Origin of the sequence: Streptomyces sp. NPDC093111, assembly GCF_040683955.1 — a bacterium.
In the GTDB taxonomy this organism is placed as follows: domain Bacteria; phylum Actinomycetota; class Actinomycetes; order Streptomycetales; family Streptomycetaceae; genus Streptomyces.
The window spans coordinates 243,804-264,818 of the sequence record NZ_JBFBNW010000014.1; the positions used below are offsets into that span (position 1 = coordinate 243,804).

18 protein-coding genes are annotated in these 21,015 nt (G+C 73.6%); 8 read left to right on the top strand and 10 right to left on the bottom strand.

What is annotated here, in order from left to right:
* Positions 1-75 precede the first annotated feature (75 nt).
* The 4 genes from AB0Q96_RS25560 to AB0Q96_RS25575 form a co-directional block, all read right to left on the bottom strand.
* The gene (locus tag AB0Q96_RS25560) at positions 76-867 is read right to left on the bottom strand and encodes an amino acid ABC transporter ATP-binding protein (protein WP_365329263.1); all 792 of its coding nucleotides are present in this window, start codon (positions 865-867) and stop codon (positions 76-78) included.
* Complete coding sequence (locus AB0Q96_RS25565) at positions 864-1,760, bottom strand: amino acid ABC transporter permease (protein WP_365329265.1); 897 nt, start codon at positions 1,758-1,760, stop codon at positions 864-866. Before AB0Q96_RS25565 ends, AB0Q96_RS25560 begins: the two co-directional genes overlap by 4 nt.
* Before the next feature lie 137 nt (positions 1,761-1,897).
* On the bottom strand, positions 1,898-3,742 hold the full coding sequence (locus tag AB0Q96_RS25570) for an FAD/NAD(P)-binding protein (RefSeq protein ID WP_365329267.1): 1,845 nt from the start codon (positions 3,740-3,742) through the stop codon (positions 1,898-1,900).
* Complete coding sequence (locus AB0Q96_RS25575; protein ID WP_365329269.1) at positions 3,739-4,590, bottom strand: amino acid ABC transporter permease; 852 nt, start codon at positions 4,588-4,590, stop codon at positions 3,739-3,741. Before AB0Q96_RS25575 ends, AB0Q96_RS25570 begins: the two co-directional genes overlap by 4 nt.
* A 414-nt stretch (positions 4,591-5,004) precedes the next feature.
* On the opposite strand from AB0Q96_RS25575, the gene AB0Q96_RS25580 reads away from it, so the two are divergent.
* On the top strand, positions 5,005-5,484 hold the full coding sequence (locus AB0Q96_RS25580; RefSeq protein ID WP_365329271.1) for a GNAT family N-acetyltransferase: 480 nt from the start codon (positions 5,005-5,007) through the stop codon (positions 5,482-5,484).
* Positions 5,481-6,464, top strand: coding sequence for an ABC transporter substrate-binding protein (locus AB0Q96_RS25585; protein ID WP_365329273.1), 984 nt, complete (start codon positions 5,481-5,483; stop codon positions 6,462-6,464). Before AB0Q96_RS25580 ends, AB0Q96_RS25585 begins: the two co-directional genes overlap by 4 nt.
* Positions 6,465-6,516: 52 nt before the next feature.
* On the opposite strand, the gene AB0Q96_RS25590 is transcribed toward AB0Q96_RS25585, so the two are convergent.
* Positions 6,517-7,785 (bottom strand): DUF5685 family protein, encoded by a 1,269-nt coding sequence (locus AB0Q96_RS25590; RefSeq protein WP_365329276.1) that lies wholly within the window; start codon positions 7,783-7,785, stop codon positions 6,517-6,519.
* A 288-nt stretch (positions 7,786-8,073) separates the two neighbouring features.
* Here AB0Q96_RS25590 and sepF point away from each other — a divergent pair, with 288 nt between their 5' ends.
* Positions 8,074-8,511, top strand: a complete 438-nt coding sequence (gene sepF / locus AB0Q96_RS25595; RefSeq protein ID WP_365329278.1) for a cell division protein SepF — start codon at positions 8,074-8,076, stop codon at positions 8,509-8,511.
* A 40-nt stretch (positions 8,512-8,551) separates the two neighbouring features.
* Here sepF and AB0Q96_RS25600 read toward each other — a convergent pair whose 3' ends face one another.
* Positions 8,552-10,231, bottom strand: coding sequence for an MFS transporter (locus tag AB0Q96_RS25600; RefSeq protein ID WP_365329280.1), 1,680 nt, complete (start codon positions 10,229-10,231; stop codon positions 8,552-8,554).
* Positions 10,232-10,646: 415 nt separating this feature from the next.
* Between AB0Q96_RS25600 and AB0Q96_RS25605 the strand changes: the two genes are divergently transcribed.
* Entirely contained in the window at positions 10,647-11,651 is a 1,005-nt protein-coding gene (locus tag AB0Q96_RS25605; protein WP_365329281.1) for a phosphatase PAP2 family protein, read from the top strand.
* 86 nt (positions 11,652-11,737) lie between these two features.
* Here the strand turns inward: AB0Q96_RS25605 and AB0Q96_RS25610 are convergent, their stop codons facing one another.
* Positions 11,738-11,929 carry an I78 family peptidase inhibitor gene (locus tag AB0Q96_RS25610; RefSeq protein ID WP_365329282.1) on the bottom strand — a complete coding sequence of 64 codons (192 nt, stop codon included), beginning with the start codon at positions 11,927-11,929 and terminating at the stop codon, positions 11,738-11,740.
* Between the two features lie 286 nt (positions 11,930-12,215).
* On the opposite strand from AB0Q96_RS25610, the gene ctaD reads away from it, so the two are divergent.
* A complete protein-coding gene (gene ctaD / locus AB0Q96_RS25615; RefSeq protein ID WP_365329284.1) occupies positions 12,216-13,928 on the top strand; it encodes a cytochrome c oxidase subunit I in 1,713 nt (570 codons plus the stop codon).
* Positions 13,929-13,945: 17 nt separating this feature from the next.
* On the opposite strand, the gene AB0Q96_RS25620 is transcribed toward ctaD, so the two are convergent.
* The 3 genes from AB0Q96_RS25620 to AB0Q96_RS25630 form a co-directional block, all read right to left on the bottom strand.
* Complete coding sequence (locus AB0Q96_RS25620; RefSeq protein ID WP_365329286.1) at positions 13,946-15,229, bottom strand: glycosyltransferase; 1,284 nt, start codon at positions 15,227-15,229, stop codon at positions 13,946-13,948.
* Positions 15,230-15,299: 70 nt separating this feature from the next.
* Positions 15,300-16,562, bottom strand: a complete 1,263-nt coding sequence (locus AB0Q96_RS25625; protein ID WP_365329401.1) for an ABC transporter substrate-binding protein — start codon at positions 16,560-16,562, stop codon at positions 15,300-15,302.
* A gap of 25 nt (positions 16,563-16,587) precedes the next feature.
* Complete coding sequence (locus AB0Q96_RS25630; RefSeq protein ID WP_365329288.1) at positions 16,588-17,079, bottom strand: hypothetical protein; 492 nt, start codon at positions 17,077-17,079, stop codon at positions 16,588-16,590.
* 92 nt (positions 17,080-17,171) lie between these two features.
* On the opposite strand from AB0Q96_RS25630, the gene AB0Q96_RS25635 reads away from it, so the two are divergent.
* The 3 genes from AB0Q96_RS25635 to AB0Q96_RS25645 are packed head-to-tail and all read left to right on the top strand — an operon-like array spanning position 17,172 to position 20,994.
* The gene (locus tag AB0Q96_RS25635; RefSeq protein WP_365329290.1) at positions 17,172-17,609 is read left to right on the top strand and encodes a hypothetical protein; all 438 of its coding nucleotides are present in this window, start codon (positions 17,172-17,174) and stop codon (positions 17,607-17,609) included.
* Positions 17,597-20,332, top strand: a complete 2,736-nt coding sequence (locus AB0Q96_RS25640; RefSeq protein WP_365329292.1) for an ATP-binding cassette domain-containing protein — start codon at positions 17,597-17,599, stop codon at positions 20,330-20,332. Before AB0Q96_RS25635 ends, AB0Q96_RS25640 begins: the two co-directional genes overlap by 13 nt.
* On the top strand, positions 20,329-20,994 hold the full coding sequence (locus AB0Q96_RS25645) for an ATP-binding cassette domain-containing protein (protein WP_365329295.1): 666 nt from the start codon (positions 20,329-20,331) through the stop codon (positions 20,992-20,994). Before AB0Q96_RS25640 ends, AB0Q96_RS25645 begins: the two co-directional genes overlap by 4 nt.
* Positions 20,995-21,015 lie beyond the last annotated feature (21 nt).

Consider the following 21,015-nt stretch of genomic DNA (forward strand, 5'->3'; position numbering starts at 1 on the left):
TTCTGTCGGGGGAGGTCGGGGAAGGTCAGAGGGCAGGGAAGGTCGGGAAGGGGCGGGGAGGAAGGGCGGGAAGGGTCAGAGGACCTTGGAGAGGAAGGCGCGGGTGCGCTCGTGCCGGGGGTTCTCCAGCACCTCGGCCGGCGGGCCCTGTTCGACGATCCGGCCCTCGTCCATGAAGACGACCGTGTCGGCGACCTCGCGGGCGAAGCCGATCTCGTGGGTGACGACGATCATGGTGGTGCCGGAGGCGGCCAGGTCCTTGATGACGTCGAGCACCTCGCCGACCAGCTCGGGGTCGAGCGCGGAGGTCGGCTCGTCGAAGAGCAGCAGGCTCGGTTCGAGGGCGAGCGCGCGGGCGATGGCGACCCGCTGCTGCTGTCCGCCGGAGAGCTGCTTGGGGTAGGCGTGGGCCTTGTCGGCGAGCCCGACCCGTTCGAGCAGCGTCAGGGCGGCCAACTCGGCTTCCTTGCGCGGGCGCTTGAGGGCGGAGACCGGCGCCTCGACGATGTTCTCCAGGACGGTGAGGTGCGGGAAGAGGTGGAAGTTCTGGAAGACGAAGCCGATCCGGGTGCGCTGCCGGAGGATCTCGCGCTCGCGCAGCTCGTACAGCTTGTCGCCGGAGCGGCGGTAGCCGACCAGGGTGCCGTCGACGCTGATGGAGCCGCTGTCGACCTTCTCCAGGTGGTTGATGGTCCGCAGGAGCGTGGACTTGCCGGAGCCCGAGGGGCCGAGGATGACGGTGACCTCGCCGGGGCGCACGTCGAGGTCGATGCCGCGCAGGACCTCCAGGGCGCCGAAGCTCTTGCGTACGGAACGGATCCGGACCTTGCTCTCGGGTGCGGCGGTGTCGGGTGCGGCGGTGCTCATCGGGTGCTCCCCTTCGCGTAGTGACGTTCGACGTAGTGCTGGACGATGGAGAGCGCCGTGGTGAGGAGGATGTACCAGGCGGTGGCGACCATCAGGAGCGGGACGACCCGCCCGTTGCGGCCGTAGACGACCTGGACCTGGTAGAAGAGCTCGCCGATCGCCATCACGGAGACGATCGAGGTGCCCTTGAAGAGCGAGATGATCTCGTTGGCGGCGTTGGGCAGGATCGAGCGCATGGCCTGCGGCAGCACGATCCGGCGCAGTTGTCGCAGCCGCGGGATGCCGAGCGAGGCCGCCGCCTCCAGCTGGCCGCCGTCGACGGCGAGGACGCCGCCGCGGACGATCTCCGCCGCGTACGCCGCCTGGTGCAGCGCCAGGCCGAGGACGGCGGCGCTCATCGCGCCGACCAGGCCCATGGTGTCGAAGGAGAAGAAGCGCGGCCCGAACGGGATGCCGAGGCTGAGCTCCTTGTAGAGGTAGGCCAGGTTGAACCAGAAGAGCAGCTGGACGATGAGCGGGATCGACCGGAAGGCCCAGATGTAGCCGAAGGCGACCGCCTTGAGGAAGGGGCTCGCGGACAGGCGCATGAACGCGAGCACGATCCCGAGGGCGAAGCCGAGGGCGGTGCCGTAGAAGGTGAGCTGGAGGGTGACCCAGACGGCCTTGAGGATGGCGTCGGCGGTGAAGAAGCGGGCGAAGACGTCCCACTCCCAGCCGGGGTTGGTGATCAGGCCGTTGAGGAACTGGGCGAGGACGACGGCGGTGGCGACGACCGCGACCCAGCGCCAGGGGTGCCGTACGGGCACCACCTTGAGGACGGCGGGGTCCGCGCCGTCGGTCGCGGCGGCCGGCCGCGGCGGCGCGTCGACCGGTGGATCACTGGTGAGAGACATGGGCGTACCTCGGTACGAGAGGAGGGCGGGAGGTGCGGAGGGACGGACGAGGCAGGCGGGGCTGCCGGGGCAGACAGGACTGCCAGGGCTGCCGGGACTGCCGGGGCGCGGGGAACGGTCGGAACGGGGGCCCGCGCTCAGCGCGCGGGCACCGCCTCCGGTACGGCCTCGGGCTCCGGTGCGGGCGCCGTACAGGACAGGTCGCGCAGCAGCGCGAGCGCGGTCCGGGCGGTCCGGTCGTTCTGCCGGAAGGCGAAGCCGCCGGTGCGCGGCCGGGTGAAGGCGCCGCCCGCCCGGGCGGTGGTGTGCGGTCCGAGCGCGAAGTGCCGCGGGTGCGGGCGTCCGTCGCGGCCCAGGACCCGTCCGTCGTCGGGGTCGACGGCGAGCAGCCCGGCGTCGGTGGCGCGGGCGCCGTCCTCGTACAGGGCGCGCAGCAGGGGGCTGCCGGTGCGCTTCAGGGTGGGGTCGGGCAGCCGGGCCTCGACGAGGGCGCGGGCCTCGGTCCACTCCCCCGGCACGCTCGCGGAGGAGGCGCGGAAGACGCCCCGTTCCTCGTCGGTCTCGACGGTGACGTCCGCGCCGAGGAAGCGGACGAGTCCGGCGTCGGAGAGGGCGAGCAGCCGGCGCAGCCGGGGGCCGGGCGGGCCGGAGGCGAGGTAGCTGAAGAAGCCGTGCCACCAGTTGCTCGGGTCGCCGAGGTCGCCGAGGCGCAGGAGCTGCCCGTAGACGGAGAGCACGGCGCCGAAGACGGCCAGGTCGGGGCTGTGCGCGGGGTCGTGGCGGCGGTCGAGGTCGGCGGCTATGTAGCGGCGCAGCCCGTCCTGGAGGGCGTCGCCGGTGCGGTGCGTCACTCCGGCGAGCGGGTGGTCGAGGGCGTCCAGGTCGAGCCGGTCGGCCGGGTCGGGCACGGCGGCGGCGACCAGCGCGTCGAGTTCGGGTGAGCGGGGGGCGGCGGCGGTGTACTTCTCCTCGAAGTCGGTCCAGGCGACGCCGGTCCGCTCGGGGTGCGCGGCGAACAGGCGGTGGTAGTGGGCCCAGCCGAGCTCCTTCTCGACGAGCGGCCACACGTCCCGCCGGAAATCCAGGGGGCCGGTCCTGGCGAGCAGCGCGTCGACCTCGGCGGGGCCGAAGAAGCGGGGCAGCGGGGGGTGCTCGCCGTCGAGCTCGTAGCCGATCTTGGAGTGGTACGGGACGCCCCGCCGCGAGCCGACGTGGAGCACGGGCTCGCGGCCGGACGGGCGGTAGACGAGCCGGTCGCCGTGCTCTTCGTACGTGCCGCCGCGGCCCTCGGTGAGGAGCACCATGAGGTCGATGAAGGCGAGGCCGAAGCCGCGGACCAGGACGGGTGCGCCGGCGGCCAGCGCGGACAGGTCGGTGTCGGCGGTGAAGTCGGGCGGCAGGTGGACGAGTCCGTGCCGGGCGGCGAAGTCGGTGAGTGCGCGTTGGTCGGCGTCGGGGTGGGCGTCGAGGTGTCCGAGGGCGAGGACGACGAGGTCGGCGGTGAGCGGCACGGCGTGGCCGTCGAGCCAGACGCGCTGGCGGCCGTCGCGGGGTCCGGTGACGCGCAGCGCGGTGGTGGGGTGCTCGTGGACGGTGACGGAGGGCGGGAGCGCGGCGCGGGCCCGCTCGTAGAACCAGCGGAGGTAGGCGCCCTGTTGGGGGCGGCTGGGGAAGCTGCGGCCGTCGAGGCCGGCCCATTCGGCGAGGGTGGGTCCGGGCCGTACGGGGCCGTCGATGGTGACGGTCTCGTCGGTGAACATGGTGACGTCCTCGGCCTGGGAGTTCATCCAGAGCAGCGGGGACTGGGAGGTGCGCCAGATCCGGCCGCCGCCGGCCGGGTGCGGGTCGACGAGGTGCAGGTCGAGGGGGTGGTCCCCGTACAGCTCGGGCAGGTTGGCGGCGAGCCGTTCGAGGAAGCCGGTGCCGCGGGGGCCGGCGCCGACGACGACGAGCGAGCGGCGTGCGGTGTCCGGGCGGTTCATCGGGCACCCGCCGTACCGCGGGCGTAGTGCCGCTCGACGTAGTGCTGTCCGACGCTGAGGACGGAGGTGACCAGGACGTACCAGAGGGTGGCGACCAGGAGCAGCGGGATGACCTGGTAGGTGGCGTGGTAGACGAGCTGGACGGAGTAGAGCAGGTCCTGCACGGCGATGACGGAGACGATCGAGGTGCCCTTGAGGGTGCCGATGAGCATGTTCCCGGCGGGCGGGACGATGGCGCGCATGGCCTGCGGCAGCACGATCCGGGTGAGCCGGCGGCCGCGTCCGAGGCCGAGGGACTGGGCGGCCTCGATCTGGCCGCGGTCGACGGAGAGGATCCCGCCGCGGACGACCTCGGCGGCGTAGGCGGCCTCGTGGAGGGTGAGGCCGATGACGGCGACGGAGACGGGCCCGAGGAGGTTGACGGTGTGGACGCCGAGGATCGTCGGGTAGAGCACGCCGATGTTGAACCAGAACAGCAGCTGGACCAGGATCGGCGTGGACCGGAAGAACCAGACGTATCCCCAGCTCACGGCGCGCAGCACGGGGTTGTCGGAGAGCCGCATGACGGCGAGCAGGGTGCCGAGGACGAAGCCGAGGGCCATCACGAGGGCGGTCAGCCACAGGGTGAGGCCGAGGCCGCGCAGCACGGACGTGGAGGTGAAGTAGGCCCCGACCACGTCCCATTGGAAGGCGCGGTTGGTGGCGACGGAGACGAGGCCGAGCGCGACGAGGACGAGGACGGCCGCGGCGGCGGTCCACTGGCCGGTGCGGCGGGCGGGGACGATGCGCGGCGCCGGTTCGGTGTCGGGCGGGGCGGTGACGGGGGTCTTGGTGAGGATCGCGGACATGGCGAAGGCTCCGTGGATGCCAGAGACGGATCGAACACGGGAGTGCGCCTTCACGCGCGGTGAGCCGCGGCCCGAGCCCCTCAGCACGGTCCGCCTCTTCAACGTAGTCGGCGGGCACGGAGTGCTGTCAAGTCCGTCCGGAGTGTGAGCCGTTCGTCTCATCACGGTTGACGGGGAAACGGATGCCTGTTCCACTTGGGCCATGTATTCGCAGCAGTGGCTGGTCACGCGCTCCCACATCGACTTCGGTCGCGTGTGGTCCTCTTCCTGTTGAGCCGACCCCCTGCTTGCTCCTGTCCGCGTGCTGTTCTCCCGCGGCGCCTTCACTTCCGCACGTCCGTGAGTGCCTGAGCTCGACTCCCCTCGTCCTGCCCCGCCTTTCGTCTTTTTCCCTACTTGTTCCGTAGGAAATCCATGACCTTCGCGCTGTCCGTGCACCGGACCACGACCACCGACCCCTTGGCGCGCCCGCTCCTCGACGAGCTGGCGTACGAGTACACGACCCGGTACGGCTCCTCGGAGGACCTGCGCCGCTACCCGGCGGAGGAGTTCGCCCCGCCACGGGGGGCCTTCCTGCTGCTCCTGGAGCAGGGGCGGCCCGTCGCGGGCGGCGCCTACCGCCGTTACGACGAGCACACCGCCGAGCTGAAGCGGATCTGGACCCACTCGGCGCACCGCAGGCGCGGTCTGGCCCGCCGGGTCCTGACCGTGCTCGAACGGGAGGCCGCCGACCGCGGCTACACCCGGATCTACCTGACCACCGGTCCGCGCCAGCCCGAGGCCAAGGGCCTCTACCTGGCGACCGGATACCGCCCCCTCTTCGACGTCGCCGCCGATCCCGAGTCGATCGGGCCGCTGCCGTTCGAGAAGTACCTGGAGAACCCGAAGCCATGAGCACCACACGCACCCAGCGCACCACGCGTACGAAGCGCACCACCGCCCTGCTCGCCCTGACCGCCGCGGCGGGCCTCGCCCTCACGGCCTGCGCCGGCGGGGAGCCGGTGGCGGCCCCCGCCGGCGCGACGGGGAAGGGGGGCGCGCAGGGCGCGCTCCCGAAGGAGGACGTGGTGACGGGGGTGAAGAAGAACGAGGCCGCGGCGAAGCTGCTGCCGGCCGACGTGAGACAGCGCGGCCGTCTGACCCTCGCCACCTCGGTGGGCACCCCGCCCAGCTCGGCCTACCTGCCGGACGGGAAGACCGTGACCGGCCTGGACGCCGACTTCTCGCAGGCCGTGGGGAAGGCGCTCGGCCTGGAGGTGACGACCGAGGTCGCCGGCTTCGAGGCCATCCTGCCGGCGCTCGGCAGCGGCAAGTACGACATCGGCATGGGCAACTTCGGTGTGACGGAGGAGCGGCGCAAGACGATCGACTTCGTCACGTACGTCAACGACGGGCAGGGCTTCGCGGCCCGCGCCGACTCGAAGCTGACGGACATCACCGACCTCACGCAGCTCTGCGGCCTGAAGGTGGCCACCGGGGCGGGCACCACCTTCGAGCGGACCCTGGAGAAGAACAAGGAGCGGTGCGCGAAGGCCGGCAAGGAGCCGTACGAGGTGAACGTCTTCGCCGACACGTCCGCCGGCTGGCTGGCGCTCCAGCAGGGCCGCAGCGACGTGCTGATGAGCACCATCAACGGCATCCGGTACGCGGTGACCCAGCAGCCGGGCACGAAGTTCCTCAACGAGTACCGGCGCCTCGACGTCGGCTTCGCCTTCAAGAAGGGCTCGGCGCTCACGCCCGCCTTCCAGGCCGCGGTGAACGGCCTGAAGGCGGACGGGACCTACGACCGGATCCTGAAGAAGTGGGGCGTGTCCGCCTCGGCCATCGCCGAGTCGCGGATCTCCCCGCCGGAGATCCCCGCGCCGACGAAGTGACGGGCTCCGTCGGGCCCCGCCGCACCGGGGCCCGACGGCCGATGAGACGCCGTCAGCAGTCGCAGGGGCAGCAGCAGTCACAGTTGCCGCAGTCGCAGCCGCCGCAGTCGCAGTCGCACTTGTGGCAGCAGCCCTCCCGCTTCTTGCGGGACCAGGGGCCCTCGTACTTCTCGGCGCAGCAGATCTGGCAGGTGCAGAACAGCCAGGTGAAGGCGGCGCACCCGGCGAGGAAGCCGCGGGGCTCGGGCCGGTGCGGTCCGCCGCCCTCGCCGCCCCCGCCATGGAAGGGCGGCACCCCGCCCGGCCCGCCGGGGCCGCCCGGCTTGGCGAGCGGGTCGCCCGGTCCGTACGGGCCGGGCTGCGCGTACGGGTTCCCCGGCACCGGCCCCCCGTACGGCTGCCCCTGCCCCGGCCCGTGCGGCTGCCCGTACGGCTGCCCCGGTCCCGGTGCCCCGTGGGCGCAGGTCGTCGTGCCGAAGGCCCGGTCGACGGAGGTGCGCAGCTCGTGGGCGAGCAGGACGTGGGCCAGCCGTCCGTCGGCGAAGTCGGCGTCCTTGAGCGCGAGCCGGATGCCGTGCAGCGCGTCGTCGGCGAGCCGGCGCGCCTCGTCGCGGGAGGTCCCGGTCGCGGTGAGCGGGTTCCAGGCGCCGGCGGCGGCGTCGGCGGCCTGGTCCTCGACGGCGTCGAGGAGGTGGGCGAGGCGCCCGAAGAGGCGCCCGGCCTCGGCGAGCGGCTCGGCGTTGCCGGGGCGGCCGGCGAGGACGGCGGTGTGCGCGAAGGCGGCGGCGGTCGCCGTCTCGGTGGGCTCGGTGACGACGAGCAGCGGGGTGCCGGGCCCGGCGAGCGCCTCGATGCCGGTCTGCCGGTCGACGGCGTCGACCAGGACGGCGGTGTCGAAGCCGAGCTCCCGGCCGGTGCGGGCGCCCGCCCGGTCCCAGGAGCGGGCGATGCGGCGGGCCGCGGCGGCGACCGGCCTGCGGGCCAACAGCCCGTCGCGGTCGGCGACGTGGTCGCGGACCTTGGCGGACGCCAGCACGAGGGAGACGGCGGCGGCGAGCCGCGCGCCCTCGCCCCGGGCGACGGGCGCGGTCCGCATCGCCCGGAGCGCGCAGGGGCCCGCGGTGCGGCGGCCGGCCGCGGTGGCGCCGGTCTGAGCCTCCGTCAGGACCGAGACGATCAGGCCGTCGTAGTTGGTGACCACCCGGGCGAGCTGCCCGTGGTCGGCGCGAAGTGCCAGGCAGAGGCCGCAGAGATGGGCCATCCACTCGGTCCTGAGCCCCTCGGTGAGGCGGTGCGCGCAGGGTCTGACGATTCCGAACAAGACATTCTCCCCCGTGGCTGCCGGGCGTGGCGGTTCACCCGTACGCCCCTGTCGTCACCCTTCCGGCCCGACATTCGTATTTTAAGTTGCGCGCTCCCGCCCGCCCCCCCTGTCAGCCCCCGCATACCGCAAGATCCCTGACGAATCGCCAGTTTTCGAACCTCACGTTCTGCACCAGTACCGTCACGAATCCCCTGCGCGCCGACTATCCACTTGGCGCGCGATCCGCATCATGGACGACGATAGGGATTGCGGAACCACAAGTGACCGCGCTGAAAGGAGGCGTCCATGGGATCGGTGCGCAAGGCGAGTGCCTGGCTGGGACTCGTCGAGGACAACGACGAGCGTTACTACGACGACGAGTACGCCGACGGTGCCGAGAACGGCAGCGACGCCTGGGTGACGGACCCGCGGGTGCGGGTGGCGACCGACACGGCGCAGGACCACGGCCGTCGGATCGCCACCGTCTCCCCCGACGGGTTCCGGGACGCCCGGGGCATCGGCGAGCTGTTCCGGGACGGCGTCCCGGTGATCGTGAACCTGACCGCGATGGAGCCGAACGACGCCAAGCGCGTGGTCGACTTCGCCGCCGGTCTCGCCTTCGGCCTGCGCGGCTCGATCGAGCGGGTGGCCACCCGGGTCTTCCTGCTGACCCCGGCCGACACGCAGATCGTCAGCGGCGAGCCCGCCGGGCGGTCGCAGGACGGTTTCTTCAACCAGAGCTGACCCCCGCCGGGGCTCGGCTCACCTCCGGCCCGGTCCTGCGTCAGGACCGGGGCCGGGCCGAGCCGGCCGGCTCGGCGGGCTCACGGGACCCGGGCACCTTCGGGACACCGCCCGCCCGCTCCGCGCCTCCGACGGGCTCCGCGCTCCCGACCGGCTCCGACTCACCGACGAGCTCCGGATCGGCGGCGCACTCCATCACGCGCGGCAGCCGCAGCGCCATCAGCGCCCCGAGCAGCAGCAGCCCGGCGCTCACGAACAAGGTCACGTGCAGGCCGTTCACGAAGGCGTGCCGGGCCGCCTGATACAGCGCCGTCCCCGCCGGGCCGCCGAGCCGCTCGGCCACCTGGTACGCCTCGCCCAGCGAGTTCGCCGCGGCCTTCGCGGCCCCCTCCGGCACTCCGGGCAGCCCGCTCAGACCGGGCGCGTAGGCCGCGTTCATGACACTGCCGAGCAGCGCGATGCCCATGCCCGCGCCGAGCTGGTACGAGGTCTCGCCGATCGCCGCGGCCCCGCCGGCGCTCTCCGGGGGAGCCTCGCTGAGCATCGACTCGTACGCCGAGAAGAGCGTGGTCTGGAGCCCGAAGCCGAGCAGGACGAAGCCGGTGGTGAGCAGCAGCGGCCGGTCGTGCTGGCCCATGAGGGTGAGCAGGAGCACTGCGGCGGCGGTCAGCACGAAGCCCCAGCCGACCATCCGGCGCGGTCCGAGCCGGCGCAGCGTGTACGAGCCGGTGGCGCCCGCGGCCATGGCGGCGAAGGTCAGCGGCAGCAGCCGCAGCCCGGTCTCCAGCGGGCTGAGCCCGAGGACCAGCTGGAGGTACTGGACGGCGATCAGCTCCAGGCCGACCAGGGCCAGCATGCCCAGGACGATGCAGCCGACCGAGGTGGTGAAGGCCGGCCGGGAGAACAGCCGCATGTCGATCAGCGGGTGGGCGCGCCGCTTCTGCCGCCGCACGAAGAGGACGAGCAGCGCGGCGCCGACCAGCAGCGGGCCCGCGGTGGCCAGGGAGAGCGGGGGGTCGCCGGCGCCGAGCCGCTTGACCCCGAGGACGGAGCCGAGCACACCGGCGGTGGCCATCAGGGCGCCGAGGACGTCCCAGGGGCCGTCGGCGCCGCCCTTGGACTCGGGCAGCAGCCAGCGGCCGAGCGGCAGGATCAGCGCCATCAGCGGGATGTTGATCAGGAAGACCGAGCCCCACCAGTAGTGCTCGACCAGGAAGCCGCCGAGCACCGGCCCGGTGGCGGCGCCGATGGCGGCGACCGCCGTCCAGACGGCGATGGCGGTGGCCCGCTCGCGCCGGTCCGGGAAGACCGTGCGGAGGATGGAGAGCGTGGCGGGCATGATCATCGCGCCGCCGACCCCGAGCAGGGCGCGGGCCCCGATCAGGACCCCGGGGGTGGTGGCGAGCGCGGCGACCGCGGAGGCGACGCCGAACAGCGCGTATCCGAGGAGGAGCACCCGTCTGCGGCCGACCCGGTCGCCGAGCGTGCCGAAGAGGATCAGCAGCGAGGCGCAGATCAGCGGATAGGCGTCGACGATCCACAGCAGCGCCGTGGAGCTGGGGCTCAGGTCCTGGGTGAGGGAGGGGACGGCGACGTGCAGCACGGTCGAGTCGAGTGCGACGAGCAGCAGGCTCACGCAGAGGACGACGAGGACGACCCAGCGGTTGGCGCCGCCGGCAGCGGTACGGAGTCGCGCTCCGGCCGTGTTCGTCCGCGTCATGTACGTACCTCCCAGTGAAGCCCTCGCGCTCGGCGGGCACCTGCCGGGGGACGGACCCCGGGGCGGCCCGGCATCGACGGGCGAGTGAGCCGTCAGCGTACGCGAGTTCAAGCCCCGAGCGCGTGGTGCAGCTCTCACCTCGGCGGACCACTCGGTGTGGCGTACGCCACTCGACGCGCGCCGCGCGTCGTGTGGAATTCCGTGCGGAAGGCGGTCGGACCAATTGATCCGGCATTCTCCTGACCCTCAAACAGACTTCCGGAAACGCCCGCTCCGCAATAGGGCGGAAGGTCATCCGATTTTCCGACGGACGGCGGGAACAAACGCCCGGCTGAGAGCAACTCCACATCACATCGTCATCACGAAGGCACCGGAACGACCAAGGTCGCTACTCACTCCCTGTAACGTCGATTGGGTGCGTACCGACATCTTTGCCCGGCTGGACCGGGAGCCGGAACCGCCGAAGATAGAGGTCCCGCGGATGACCCGCACGCGTCTCGCCCTCTTCGGCGGGACGTCGGCGTTCTATCTGGCCATCGTCGTCGCCGTACTGCTGTCGACCTGGCTGGTGACCCTCGACTGGAAGATCATGCTCTTCCGGCCCTATCAGCAGTGGCCGGAGCTGCACGCCTTCCTCGACTACTACGTCGTCCTCGGCCAGCGCGGCCCCACGGCCGTCATGGTGGCGGCCTGGCTGGGCTGGCGCTCCTGGCGTCAGCACACGCTGCGACCGCTGCTCTCCCTCGGCGCCGCGCTGCTCCTGCTCAACGTGACCGTCGGCGCGGTCAAGCTCGGCCTCGGCCGTCTCGGCCCCCACTACGCGACGCAGGTCGGCTCCGCCGAGCTGTTCGGCGGCGGCGATATATTCCCGTCCGGGCACACCGCGAACGCGGTGGTGACCTGGGGCATCCTCGCCTACCTGGCGACCACGCCGAGGGCCCGGCGCTATCTGTCGGCCCTCTCGGCGGTGGTCGCCCTCGGGGTCGGTCTCACCACCGTCTACCTCGGCACCCACTGGCTCAGCGACGTGCTGCTCGGCTGGGCCGCGGGCCTGCTGATCCTGCTCGCGCTGCCCTGGTGCGAGCCGGCGATCGCGGTGGCCGAGGCGTGGATCCTGGGGCTGCGGGACCGGCTGCGCGAGCTGCTGCGGGCCCGTCGGCGGCTGGTCCCCTCGCTGCCCGTGGCGGGCGGCGGACCGGTACCCGGGCTCTTCCCGCAGCGCCCGACGGGGGCCGACGAGCCGGTCCGGGAGAAGGTCGGCGCCGGTTCGGGCCGGGCGGCCGCGGGCCGTGCCACCGGGCTCCCGAACCCGCCGCTCGCCCCGCCGCGCACCCATCACGCGGTGCGCTCGGAGCGCGGTCCGGTCGGTCAGGCCGGCAGTCGCAGGCCGCCGCACTCGCGGCCGGCCACCGGCGGCTGAGCCGTCAGCACGACATGAAGGAGGGGCCCCGGCCGGGATCGGCTGGGGCCCCTCCTTCATGTCGCGCGGACGTCCCGGTGGCGCCGTCAGCCGCGCCAGGCGCGCGTGACGACCCCGTTCTCGACCTCGAAGTTGATGCGCCCGGCCAGGTACTCCATGGTCACGATCGAGCCCGGCGGCAGGGACCGGACGACGCGCCAGCCCCTGTTCCGGGCGGTGCGCTCGGCGTCGTCGGCGGCGAGCCCCACATACGTTTCGGGTGCGTGTTCGGGTGTCATACAGCTCACGTTAGTACCTTGCCGGTCACGCTTGTGTCACAGGTTCTCGACATACGTTTGACAGGGACGCGCTCGTTCGCACGGGCGGTTTCCGGCCGGTTCTCCGATAATTCTCGCCCCCTCCCCGGAATTCGGGTGAGGCCGCCGTCCGCCGGGAATTCCCGGGCATCCGCCCACATGCGCGGCTTTCACGTTTTCCGCGCATCCCGCACACAAGGTCCGCCGACCGGACGACCCGTCGGTCCGCCTCCCCCGCTTCCCGGGCGGCACGGCGCATCATCCAGGGATGGCTACCGAGACCGCGCCCGGAACGGTCGAATCCGCACGCCAGCGGCACGGGCGGGTGCTGGTCGACTGGATCACCACGACCGATCACAAGAAGATCGGCCACCTCTATCTGGTGACCTCGTTCGTCTTCTTCCTGATCGCCGGGGCCCTCGCCATGGTGATGCGGGCCGAGCTGGCCAGACCCGGGCTCCAGCTGGTGTCGAACCTGGAGTTCAACCAGGCGTTCACCCTGCACGGCACGATCATGCTGCTGCTCTTCGCGACCCCGACCTTCGCGGGCTTCGCCAACGAGCTGGTGCCGCTCCAGATCGGCGCGCCCGACGTCGCCTTCCCTCGGCTCAACATGTTCTCGTACTGGCTGTTCCTCTTCGGCGGCCTGATGGTGCTCGGCTCCGCCTTCACCCCGGGCGGCCCGGCCGCCTTCGGATGGACCGCCTACGCCCCGCTGAACAGCCTGCTGCGGTCGCCCGGCGTCGGCGTCGACCTGTGGATCATGGGGCTCGCGCTCTCCGGCTTCGGCACGATCCTCACCTCGGTGAACTTCCTCGCGACCATCATCGGGATGCGGGCGCCGGGGATGACCATGTTCCGGATGCCGATCTTCACCTGGAACGTCCTCTTCACCACGATCCTGGTGCTGATGGCCTTCCCCGTGCTCGCCGCGGCCCTGCTCGCCCTGGAGTCCGACCGGCGGCTCGGCTCGGTGGTCTTCCAGCCGCAGAACGGCGGGGCGCTGCTGTGGCAGCACCTGTTCTGGTTCTTCGGGCACCCCGAGGTCTACATCATCGCCCTGCCGTTCTTCGGCATCATCAGCGAGATCATCCCGGTCTTCGCCCGCAAGCCGATCTTCGGCTACACGACCCTGGTGGCCGCCACGATGACCATCACCGGCCTGTCGGTGGTCGTGTGGGCGCACCACATGTTCGCGACCGGGGCGGTGCTGCTGCCCTTCTTCTCGCTGCTGTCCTTCCTGATCGCGGTGCCCACCGGAGTGAAGTTCTTCAACTGGACCGGCACCATGCTGGGCGGCTCGCTCTCCTTCGAGACCCCGATGCTGTGGGCCACCGGCTTCCTGGTGTCGTTCCTGTTCGGCGGGCTCACCGGGGTGATCCTCGCCTCGCCGCCGATGGACTTCGCCGTCACCGACTCCTACTTCGTGGTCGCCCACTTCCACTACACGGTCTTCGGCACGGTCGTCTTCGCGACCTTCGCGGGCTTCTACTTCTGGTGGCCCAAGTTCACCGGGCGGATGCTCGACGAGCGGCTCGGGAAGATGCACTTCTGGACGCTCTTCGTCGGCTTCCACACCACCTTCCTCGTCCAGCACTGGCTGGGCGCCGAGGGCATGCCGCGACGGTACGCCGACTACCTGGAGGCCGACGGGTTCACCGCCCTCAACACGGTCTCGACCATCGGCGCCTTCCTGCTGGGCGCCTCCACCCTGCCGTTCCTCTACAACGTGTGGCGGACCTGGCGGTACGGGGAGAAGGTCGACGTCGACGACCCGTGGGGCTACGGCCGCTCGCTGGAGTGGGCGACCTCCTGCCCGCCGCCCCGCCACAACTTCACCTCGGTGCCCCGGATCCGCTCCGAGTCCCCCGCCTTCGACCTGCGGCACCCCGAGTTCGCCGCCTACGAGCGCATGCGGCTCACCAGCCCGCCGCCGGAACGCCGGCCGGCGCGACGGGGCGGCGGGACGCCCGGCCCCTGAGGCGCGGGCTCCGGCCGTCAGCGGAAGCGGCGGACCAGGACCCCCGCCTTCGCCTTCGCCGTGTAGCCGGCGTCGAGGAGCGCGCCGACCGCGCGGTGGAGGCCCGCGCGGGCCCGCCCTCCACTCCGTACCCGGGGGCGGGCGGCGGCCCCGTCGGCCAGTGCGGACCAGATCGTCTCGTGGCGGGCGGCGATCCTGACCGGGTCGAAACGCTCGGACGCGACCAGCGCCGCCTTCGCCGCCCGGGCCCGGCCCTCGTCGTCGTTGATGAGGGCGAGCAGGGCCGCGGCGACCGCCGCGGTGTCGTCGACCGGGACCAGGCGCCCGTCGACGCCGTCCTCGATGATCTCGCCGGGCCCGTACGGGCAGTCGGTGGAGACCACCGGCAGGCCGCAGCGCATCGCCTCGACGATGGTCATGCCGAAGGACTCCCGCCGCGAGGTGACGGCGGCCAGCGAACCCTTGGCCCACTCGGGCTCCATGGGGTGCGCGGTGCCCATGAGGAAGACGTGCTCGCCGAGGGAGCGCCGCTCGATCTGCCGGGCCAGCGTCTTCTTCAGGTTGTCGGAGGCGTCCCCGGTGCCGTAGATGCGCAGCTTCCAGTCGGGACGGGCCGCGGCCACATCGGCGAAGGCGTCGATCAGCAGGTCGTACCGCTTGACCGGGGTGAGCCGGCCGGCCGCGACGACGACCTTCGCGGCGGGGTCGGCCGGCGGCACGTCCGGCGCGGGCACGCTGTTGGGCACGGCGTCGACCCGCACGCCGGGCAGGGCGAGCGCCCGGTAGGAGCGGGCGTCGGCCTCGGTGACGGTGGTGACGGCGTCCAGGAGCGCGTACTCGTGGGCGATGTCGCGGCGCAGCCGGTAGCTGTGCCCGTCGAGGATCAGGTGCTCCTGGCCGACCAGGACCGGTCCGCGCGGGGCCTGCCGGGCCAGCTGGACGTTGAGGCCGGGGCGGGTGGCGACCACCACGTCCGCCTCGACCGAGGCGAGATGGGCGCCGATCCGGGCGTCGGTGAGCGCGCTGTACTGCTTCCATCGCCCGTCGCCGCGCGGGAAGACCCGGGCGGGGCGCCCGAAGTCGGGGTGCCCGCCGTCGTAACCCGGGCTGTTCTTCCGCAGGTCGACGAGGTGACGCAGGGTCACCCCGGCGGGGATGCCGAGGATCGGTTCGTCGCGGTGCCGGAACACCGAGACGATCTCGACCTCGTGACGTTCCGCCAGTTCGGCGGCGAGGGTGAAGGTCGTCCGGATCGTGCCGCCGATGTGGTAGCCGTTGTGGAGCAGGAAGGAGATGCGCATGACGCTTACCGGTTCCCCCCGGTGAGGTGCGTGGTCGGGGCGACTGTACTGCGCCCGGCGGAGCCGCCGTTCAGGGCCGGTAGGGAAGTTGGGGCACGGTGGCGCAGTCGGTGTCCATGTCGCCCTGCGACACCCAGCCCCGCCCGTCCTGCCAACGGGCCACGGACAGACAGGTGTACCGGGTCTCCGGCGGCCGGGCGAGACGCTCGAACCGTACGGGCAGCAGCAGTCCGCGCGCGGTGTACGGCTCCGGCCGGCCGACGAACCCCTCCACGCACGCGCGGGTCGGGCGGGCCCCGCAGGACCGCACCGCGTCCGTGAACCACATGGCCGCCGCCCAGCCCTCCAGCTGCCACTGGGAGAGCGGCCGGTCCCCCATCGCCGCCCGGAACTCCCGTACCGCGGGCCGTCCCGTGTCGTCGTGGTTGCGGCTGGAGCCGGTGGCGTAGAGCGCGGCGCGGCAGCCGGGCGCGCCCGCGTAGTCGCGGGGCACGGTGGAGGACCAGTTCTGCACGTTGGTGACCTTGGCCTCGACGCGGACGCCGAGCTGCTGCATCGCCTCGCACAGCCGGACGTTGCCGTGCGTGTCCAGGGCGTCGAGGACGAGGTCCACGTGCTGCGCCCGCAGGTCGGCGGCGACCGCGCGGAAGTTGGGCAGCACGAAGTCGACCTGCTCGTCGACGACCCGGTAGCCCTCGGCGCGCAGCCCCGCGGAGACCAGCCGGGCGTACGAGGCGGAGGCGGCCTGGTTGTAGGAGACGACGGCGGCGGTGCGGGCGCCCAGGTGCCGCCGGAACCAGCGGTAGACCTCGGTGCCCCCGTACAGCGTCCCGTTCCAGCCGGGCGCGCGGCCGGTGCGCGGGGCGGAGCTGCCGTAGATCCCGTACAGGTGCGGGTAGGTGTCGTAGGCGGGGGTCAGCGGCTGGCCGCCGATGTCGGGGACGCCGGCCCGGGAGACCAGCGGGGCGCCCGCGTAGTCCAGGGCGGTGGTGGCGACCAGGGCGAAGACCTTCCGCTCGTCGAGCAGCTCGTGCACGCACGCGTTGTTGCCGGCGCCGCTGCCGCCGTCGTCGCAGGTGAGGACCTCGACCTTGCGGCCGTCGATGCCGCCGCGCGCGTTGAGGGCGTCGAAGTAGGCGCGGGCGCCGTCGCGCGGGCCGGTGAAGGTGTCGCCGCCGACCGGGCTGGTGGCGCTGGTGATGATGCCGACGCGGAGCGGCCCACCGCCGGAGGGGGGGTTGGCGGTGGGTCGCGTCTCGAAGTCACGTTCCGGAAGCCGGCTGCCGCAGCCCGCGACCAGCAGCAGGGCGAGCACGGCGAGCAGGGCCGCCACGGCGACGCGCCACGCCGGGCCCGCCTCAGCAGCCGGTGACCTGCGCACCGCTGAGCTGGACCAGGCCGCAGAGGGTCTTCACGGAGACCTTCCAGGTGTCGTTCTGCAGGACGGAGGTGCCCTTGGCGCCGGGCAGGGCGGGACTGCCGCCGACGAGCAGGTCGTAGGTCACGTCGGCGCCGGAGGGCGAGGTGAACGTGATGGCCCTGACCTGGGCCGAGGCCATGCCCGCGGTCTTGTCCGCGGCGAACGCCCCGAGCACGGGCGCCATCTTCTCGCCGTTCTCCAGGAGTTTGATCCTCTCGCTCGTCGGGGTCTTCGGGTCGAAGAAGGCCGTCCAGTTCCTGCTGATCTGCGCCTTGGCGGCGACCGGGTCGGCGGGTCCCACCATGGCGGGTGCGGTGGTGGTGCCCTGCCCGGAGGAGGAGCCGCCGCCGTCCGAGCAGCCCGCGAGGGCCGGGACCAGCAGCAGCACCGCGGCGGCCGCGAGGGGCGCGGCGCGTCGTCCGAGAACCATCTGGCTCACCACCGGATGTCCGTCCAGGCCGGACGGCCTGATGATTCCAGGGTGGGCCGAACAGGGACATACCGCAAGAAAGAACAGGATCCATGGAGGCGAGGGAGGTCCCCGTGCCGGCGTCGACACCCCGGATCCTGCTGTGGGGCGGGCTCGCGGCGGCCGCCGGGGGCGCGGTGCTGTGTGTTCTCGGCTGGTACGGGATCTCGGGCGAACGCTTCGCGGAGCGGCAGCTGCCGTACCTGGCGTCGTGCACGGTGCCGGGGGCGGCGCTGATCGTCGCGGGAGCGGTCCTGCTGGCGACGGGCACCCGACAGCCCTCCGAAGCCGCCCCCGACCAGGACCCGCCCCCGCCCCCCGGGCCCCCTCCCCCGGCCCCGCCCTCTTCCCCCGGCCCCCCGCTCCGCGTCCCCGGCGGGACGCTCGCCCACCGGCCGGACTGCCCGCTGGTGGCCGCACGACCGGAGGCGGTGCCGGTCGGGGACGCGGAGCTGGACCCGTGCCCGGTGTGTGAACCGTGGCCTCGCTGACGTACGAGCTGACGCTGGCCGGACTGGCGGTCGGCAGCGCGGCGGCGCTCACCGGCATCGGCCTGATCGTCACCTACCGGGCGACCGGCGTGCTGAACCTGGCGCACGGGGCGATCGCGATGATCTGCGCGTACGTGCTGCGCCAACTGGTGGTGGAGTGGTCCTGGCCGCTCCCCGTGGCCGCGCTCGTCACCCTCCTCCTCTTCGCCCCGGCCGTCGGGCTCGTCCTCGACCGGGTGGTGTTCCGCCCGCTCGCGCTGCGCGGCTCGAACCCGGCGCAGACCCTGGTGGCCTCCATCGGCGTGTTCGTCCTCCTCGTCGGGACGGCGGCGCTGATCTGGGGCACGGGCGCCCTCCCCGACGCGCCGGTCCTGCTGGGCGACGACCCGTGGGCGCAACTGGCGGTGGTGGTGGCGCTGGCCTGCCTGGTCGGGGCGGTGACCCGGTGGACCCGCTTCGGCCGGGAACTGCGGGCGGTGGTGGACAACCGGCCGCTCGCGACGGTCTCCGGGATCGCCGCGGACCGGGTGTCGGCGGCGGGCTGGGCCTTCGGCTCGTGCACGGCGGGCCTCACCGGGGTGCTCCTCGCGCCGTACGTGCGGCTCGACCCGTACGGGATGCCGCTGCTCGTCGTCGAGGTGATCGCGGTCGCGGTGGTGGCCCGGATGCGGAGCCTGCCGGTGGCGGTGCTGACCGGGCTCGCGCTGGGCGTGGCCCAGGCCCAGCTCACCCGGCTGCACCCGGAGGGCTGGGCGGGGCCGCTGGTCGAGGCGGTCGGGGCGAACCTCTTCGTGGTGGCGCTCCTGGTGGCGGCGCTGGTGCTGCCGGGGGTGGGCGGCGGGGACACGCTGCCGCCGGCCCCGGCGGGCCGGGTCCCGCCGGGCCTGTGGCCGACGGCGGGCGTCCTGCTGCTCCTGCCGCTGGGCTTCGGCGGCACCGACCTGACGACCGCGGTCCAGGTCCCGGCCCTCGCGGTGATCCTGCTCTCGCTGGTGGTCGTCTCGGGCCGGGCCGGCCAGATCGCGCTGGGCCAGACGGCGTACGCGGGCCTGGGCGCCCTCTTCGCGGCCCTGCTGGCGGCGGCCGGCCTGCCGGAGCTGGTGGCGCTGGGGACGGCGGTGCTGTGCGTGGCCCCGCTGGGCCTGCTGACCGGCTGGCCCGCGATCCGCCGCCACGGCCTGGCGCTGGCCCTGGCCACCCTGGCGGTCGGCGTCGCGGTCAGCCGCTTCGTCCTGACCCAGCCCTACGCCACGGCGGGCCTGACGGTCTCCCGCCCGGCCGCGTTCACCGACGACCGCGCCTACTACGCCCTGGAGCTCGTCCTCCTGGCCGCCTGCCTCCTCCTGGTGGGGGCGCTGCGCCGGGGCCGCACGGGCCGCGCCCTCGCGGCCCTGCGCGACCACGAGCCCGGAGCGGAGGCGGCGGGCGTCCGCGTGGCCGGCCTGAAGCTGCTCACCTTCGTCCTGGGCGCGGCCCTGGCGGCCCTCGGCGGCGGCCTCCTGACCATGGGCCAACGCGCCTTCGACCCCGACGCGTACGACCCGATCCGCGGCCTCCTCTGGTTCGCCGCCGTCCTGGTCCTCGGCCCCGACACCCTCCTCACCCCCCTCCTGGCCGCCGCCCTCCTCACCACCCTCGACACCGGCACCCACCCGGGCATGGCAGCGGCGACGATCGGCATCCTGGCCACCTTGACCGGCCGAATCCCTCCGCTGCTGGAGTGGCTGGGGCGGGGGGTGGGTGGGGGGAGCCCTGCGGGCGCGGCGGACAGGGCGGGCGGGTTCGGCGGGGCGGATATGCCAGGCCCAGCGGGCAGGCCGGACGCGGCGAGCACCACGGACAGGTTCGGCGGGCCGGGTGTGCCGCGCCCGCCCACTGCACCGGCACCCACCCCACCCGCGCCGAAGGCGCCGTCGTCCGCCGCCCCCCACCGCCCCGCGGCCGCCGACGGCGCGGCGCCCCCCACGGGAAGACCCGCACCTGTCTCCCCCGGCGGAACGGGTGGTGCGGGTGGGAACCCCAGCCCGGCCGGAGGCCGGGCGCACCCCCACCGGCCCGCAGCGGCCGACGCACCCGCACCCGCCCTCCACACCGACCACCTCACCCTCACCTACCCCGGCGGCCTCACTGCCCTCCACACCGTCACCCTCACCCTCCGCCCCGCCCAGATCACCGCCCTCGTCGGCCCCAACGGCGCCGGCAAGAGCACCTTGTTCGACTGTCTCGCGGGGACCCTGCGGCCGACCGCGGGGCGGGTCGCGCTCGGCGGCACCGACATCACCGGGCGCCCGGCGCACGCCCGCGCCCGGATGGGGATCGGCCGGACGTTCCAGCAGCTCGCCGTGTTCCCCTCGCTCACCGTGGAGGAGAACGTCCGCGTCGGCGCCGAGCAGGGCCGGGCGGCCGCCCCGGGGGCCGTGGAGCAGGCGCTGCGTCTGGTGGGGCTCGCCGGGCCCGCGCGGCACCGGCCGGCGGCCGGGCTGCCGACCGGGACGCTGCGCCGGATCGAGCTGGCCCGGGCCCTGGCGGCCCGACCGCACACGCTGCTGCTCGACGAGCCGGCCGCCGGCCTGGACGCCGGCGAGACCGCGGAACTCGCCCGGATCCTCGCCGCCCTGGCCGCCGACGGCCTGACCGTGCTGGTCGTCGAGCACGACCCGGACCTGGTCGCCGGCCTCGCCCGTACCGTCCACACCATGGAAGGCGGCCGGGTCGTGTCATGAGCGTCGAGATCGCCCTGCGCGCGGCCCGGGTCCGCTACGGCCCCCTGGAGGCCCTGCACGGCCTCGATCTGCCGCTGCCGGCCGCCACGGTCACCGTGCTGCTCGGCCGCAACGGCGCCGGCCGCAGCTCCGCGCTGCGCGCCCTCGCCGGGACGGTGCCGCTCGCGGCGGGCCGGGTGGAGTGGCAGGGCGCCGACGTCACCCGGCTGCCCGCCCACGAGCGGGCCCGCCGCGGCCTCTGCTTCGTCCCGGACCTGCGGGCCGTGTACGCGACCCTCACCGTCGCCGAGAACCTCGACCTCGCGGCCCCCGGCCGACAGGACGCCGCCCTCGCCGCCTACCCCGAGCTGGCGCCGCTGCTCGCCCACCGGGCCGGCACGCTGTCCGGCGGCGAGCGCCGGATGCTCGCGCTCACCCGCGCCGTGCTGTCGGACGCCCGGGTGGTGCTGGTCGACGAGCCGTCGCTCGGCCTGTCGAAGGCGGTGGCCGACCGTACGTACGGGCTGCTCGCCGGCCTCGCGCGAAGCGGCGGCGCGGCCGTCGTGCTGGCCGAGCAGCGGGTGCCGCCCGGCCTGCCGCCGGGCTCGGTGGCGTACGAGCTGCGGCGCGGCTCGCTCGCGTCCGGCGGGGAGATCCTGACCGGCGGTCCGGGGCCGGCCTAGGCCGTCCGCCCGGCAGGATCC

What these genes read in the sequence shown, in the direction of transcription:
- AB0Q96_RS25560 (WP_365329263.1), bottom strand. Translation starts at nt 867, where the DNA reads ATGAGCACCGCCGCACCCGACACCGCCGCACCCGAGAGCAAGGTCCGG.
- AB0Q96_RS25565 (WP_365329265.1), bottom strand. Translation starts at nt 1,760, where the DNA reads ATGTCTCTCACCAGTGATCCACCGGTCGACGCGCCGCCGCGGCCGGCC.
- AB0Q96_RS25570 (WP_365329267.1), bottom strand. Translation starts at nt 3,742, where the DNA reads ATGAACCGCCCGGACACCGCACGCCGCTCGCTCGTCGTCGTCGGCGCC.
- AB0Q96_RS25575 (WP_365329269.1), bottom strand. Translation starts at nt 4,590, where the DNA reads ATGTCCGCGATCCTCACCAAGACCCCCGTCACCGCCCCGCCCGACACC.
- AB0Q96_RS25580 (WP_365329271.1), top strand. Translation starts at nt 5,005, where the DNA reads ATGACCTTCGCGCTGTCCGTGCACCGGACCACGACCACCGACCCCTTG.
- AB0Q96_RS25585 (WP_365329273.1), top strand. Translation starts at nt 5,481, where the DNA reads ATGAGCACCACACGCACCCAGCGCACCACGCGTACGAAGCGCACCACC.
- sepF (WP_365329278.1), top strand. Translation starts at nt 8,074, where the DNA reads ATGGGATCGGTGCGCAAGGCGAGTGCCTGGCTGGGACTCGTCGAGGAC.
- AB0Q96_RS25600 (WP_365329280.1), bottom strand. Translation starts at nt 10,231, where the DNA reads ATGACGCGGACGAACACGGCCGGAGCGCGACTCCGTACCGCTGCCGGC.
- AB0Q96_RS25610 (WP_365329282.1), bottom strand. Translation starts at nt 11,929, where the DNA reads ATGACACCCGAACACGCACCCGAAACGTATGTGGGGCTCGCCGCCGAC.
- ctaD (WP_365329284.1), top strand. Translation starts at nt 12,216, where the DNA reads ATGGCTACCGAGACCGCGCCCGGAACGGTCGAATCCGCACGCCAGCGG.
- AB0Q96_RS25620 (WP_365329286.1), bottom strand. Translation starts at nt 15,229, where the DNA reads ATGCGCATCTCCTTCCTGCTCCACAACGGCTACCACATCGGCGGCACG.
- AB0Q96_RS25630 (WP_365329288.1), bottom strand. Translation starts at nt 17,079, where the DNA reads ATGGTTCTCGGACGACGCGCCGCGCCCCTCGCGGCCGCCGCGGTGCTG.
- AB0Q96_RS25635 (WP_365329290.1), top strand. Translation starts at nt 17,172, where the DNA reads ATGGAGGCGAGGGAGGTCCCCGTGCCGGCGTCGACACCCCGGATCCTG.
- AB0Q96_RS25645 (WP_365329295.1), top strand. Translation starts at nt 20,329, where the DNA reads ATGAGCGTCGAGATCGCCCTGCGCGCGGCCCGGGTCCGCTACGGCCCC.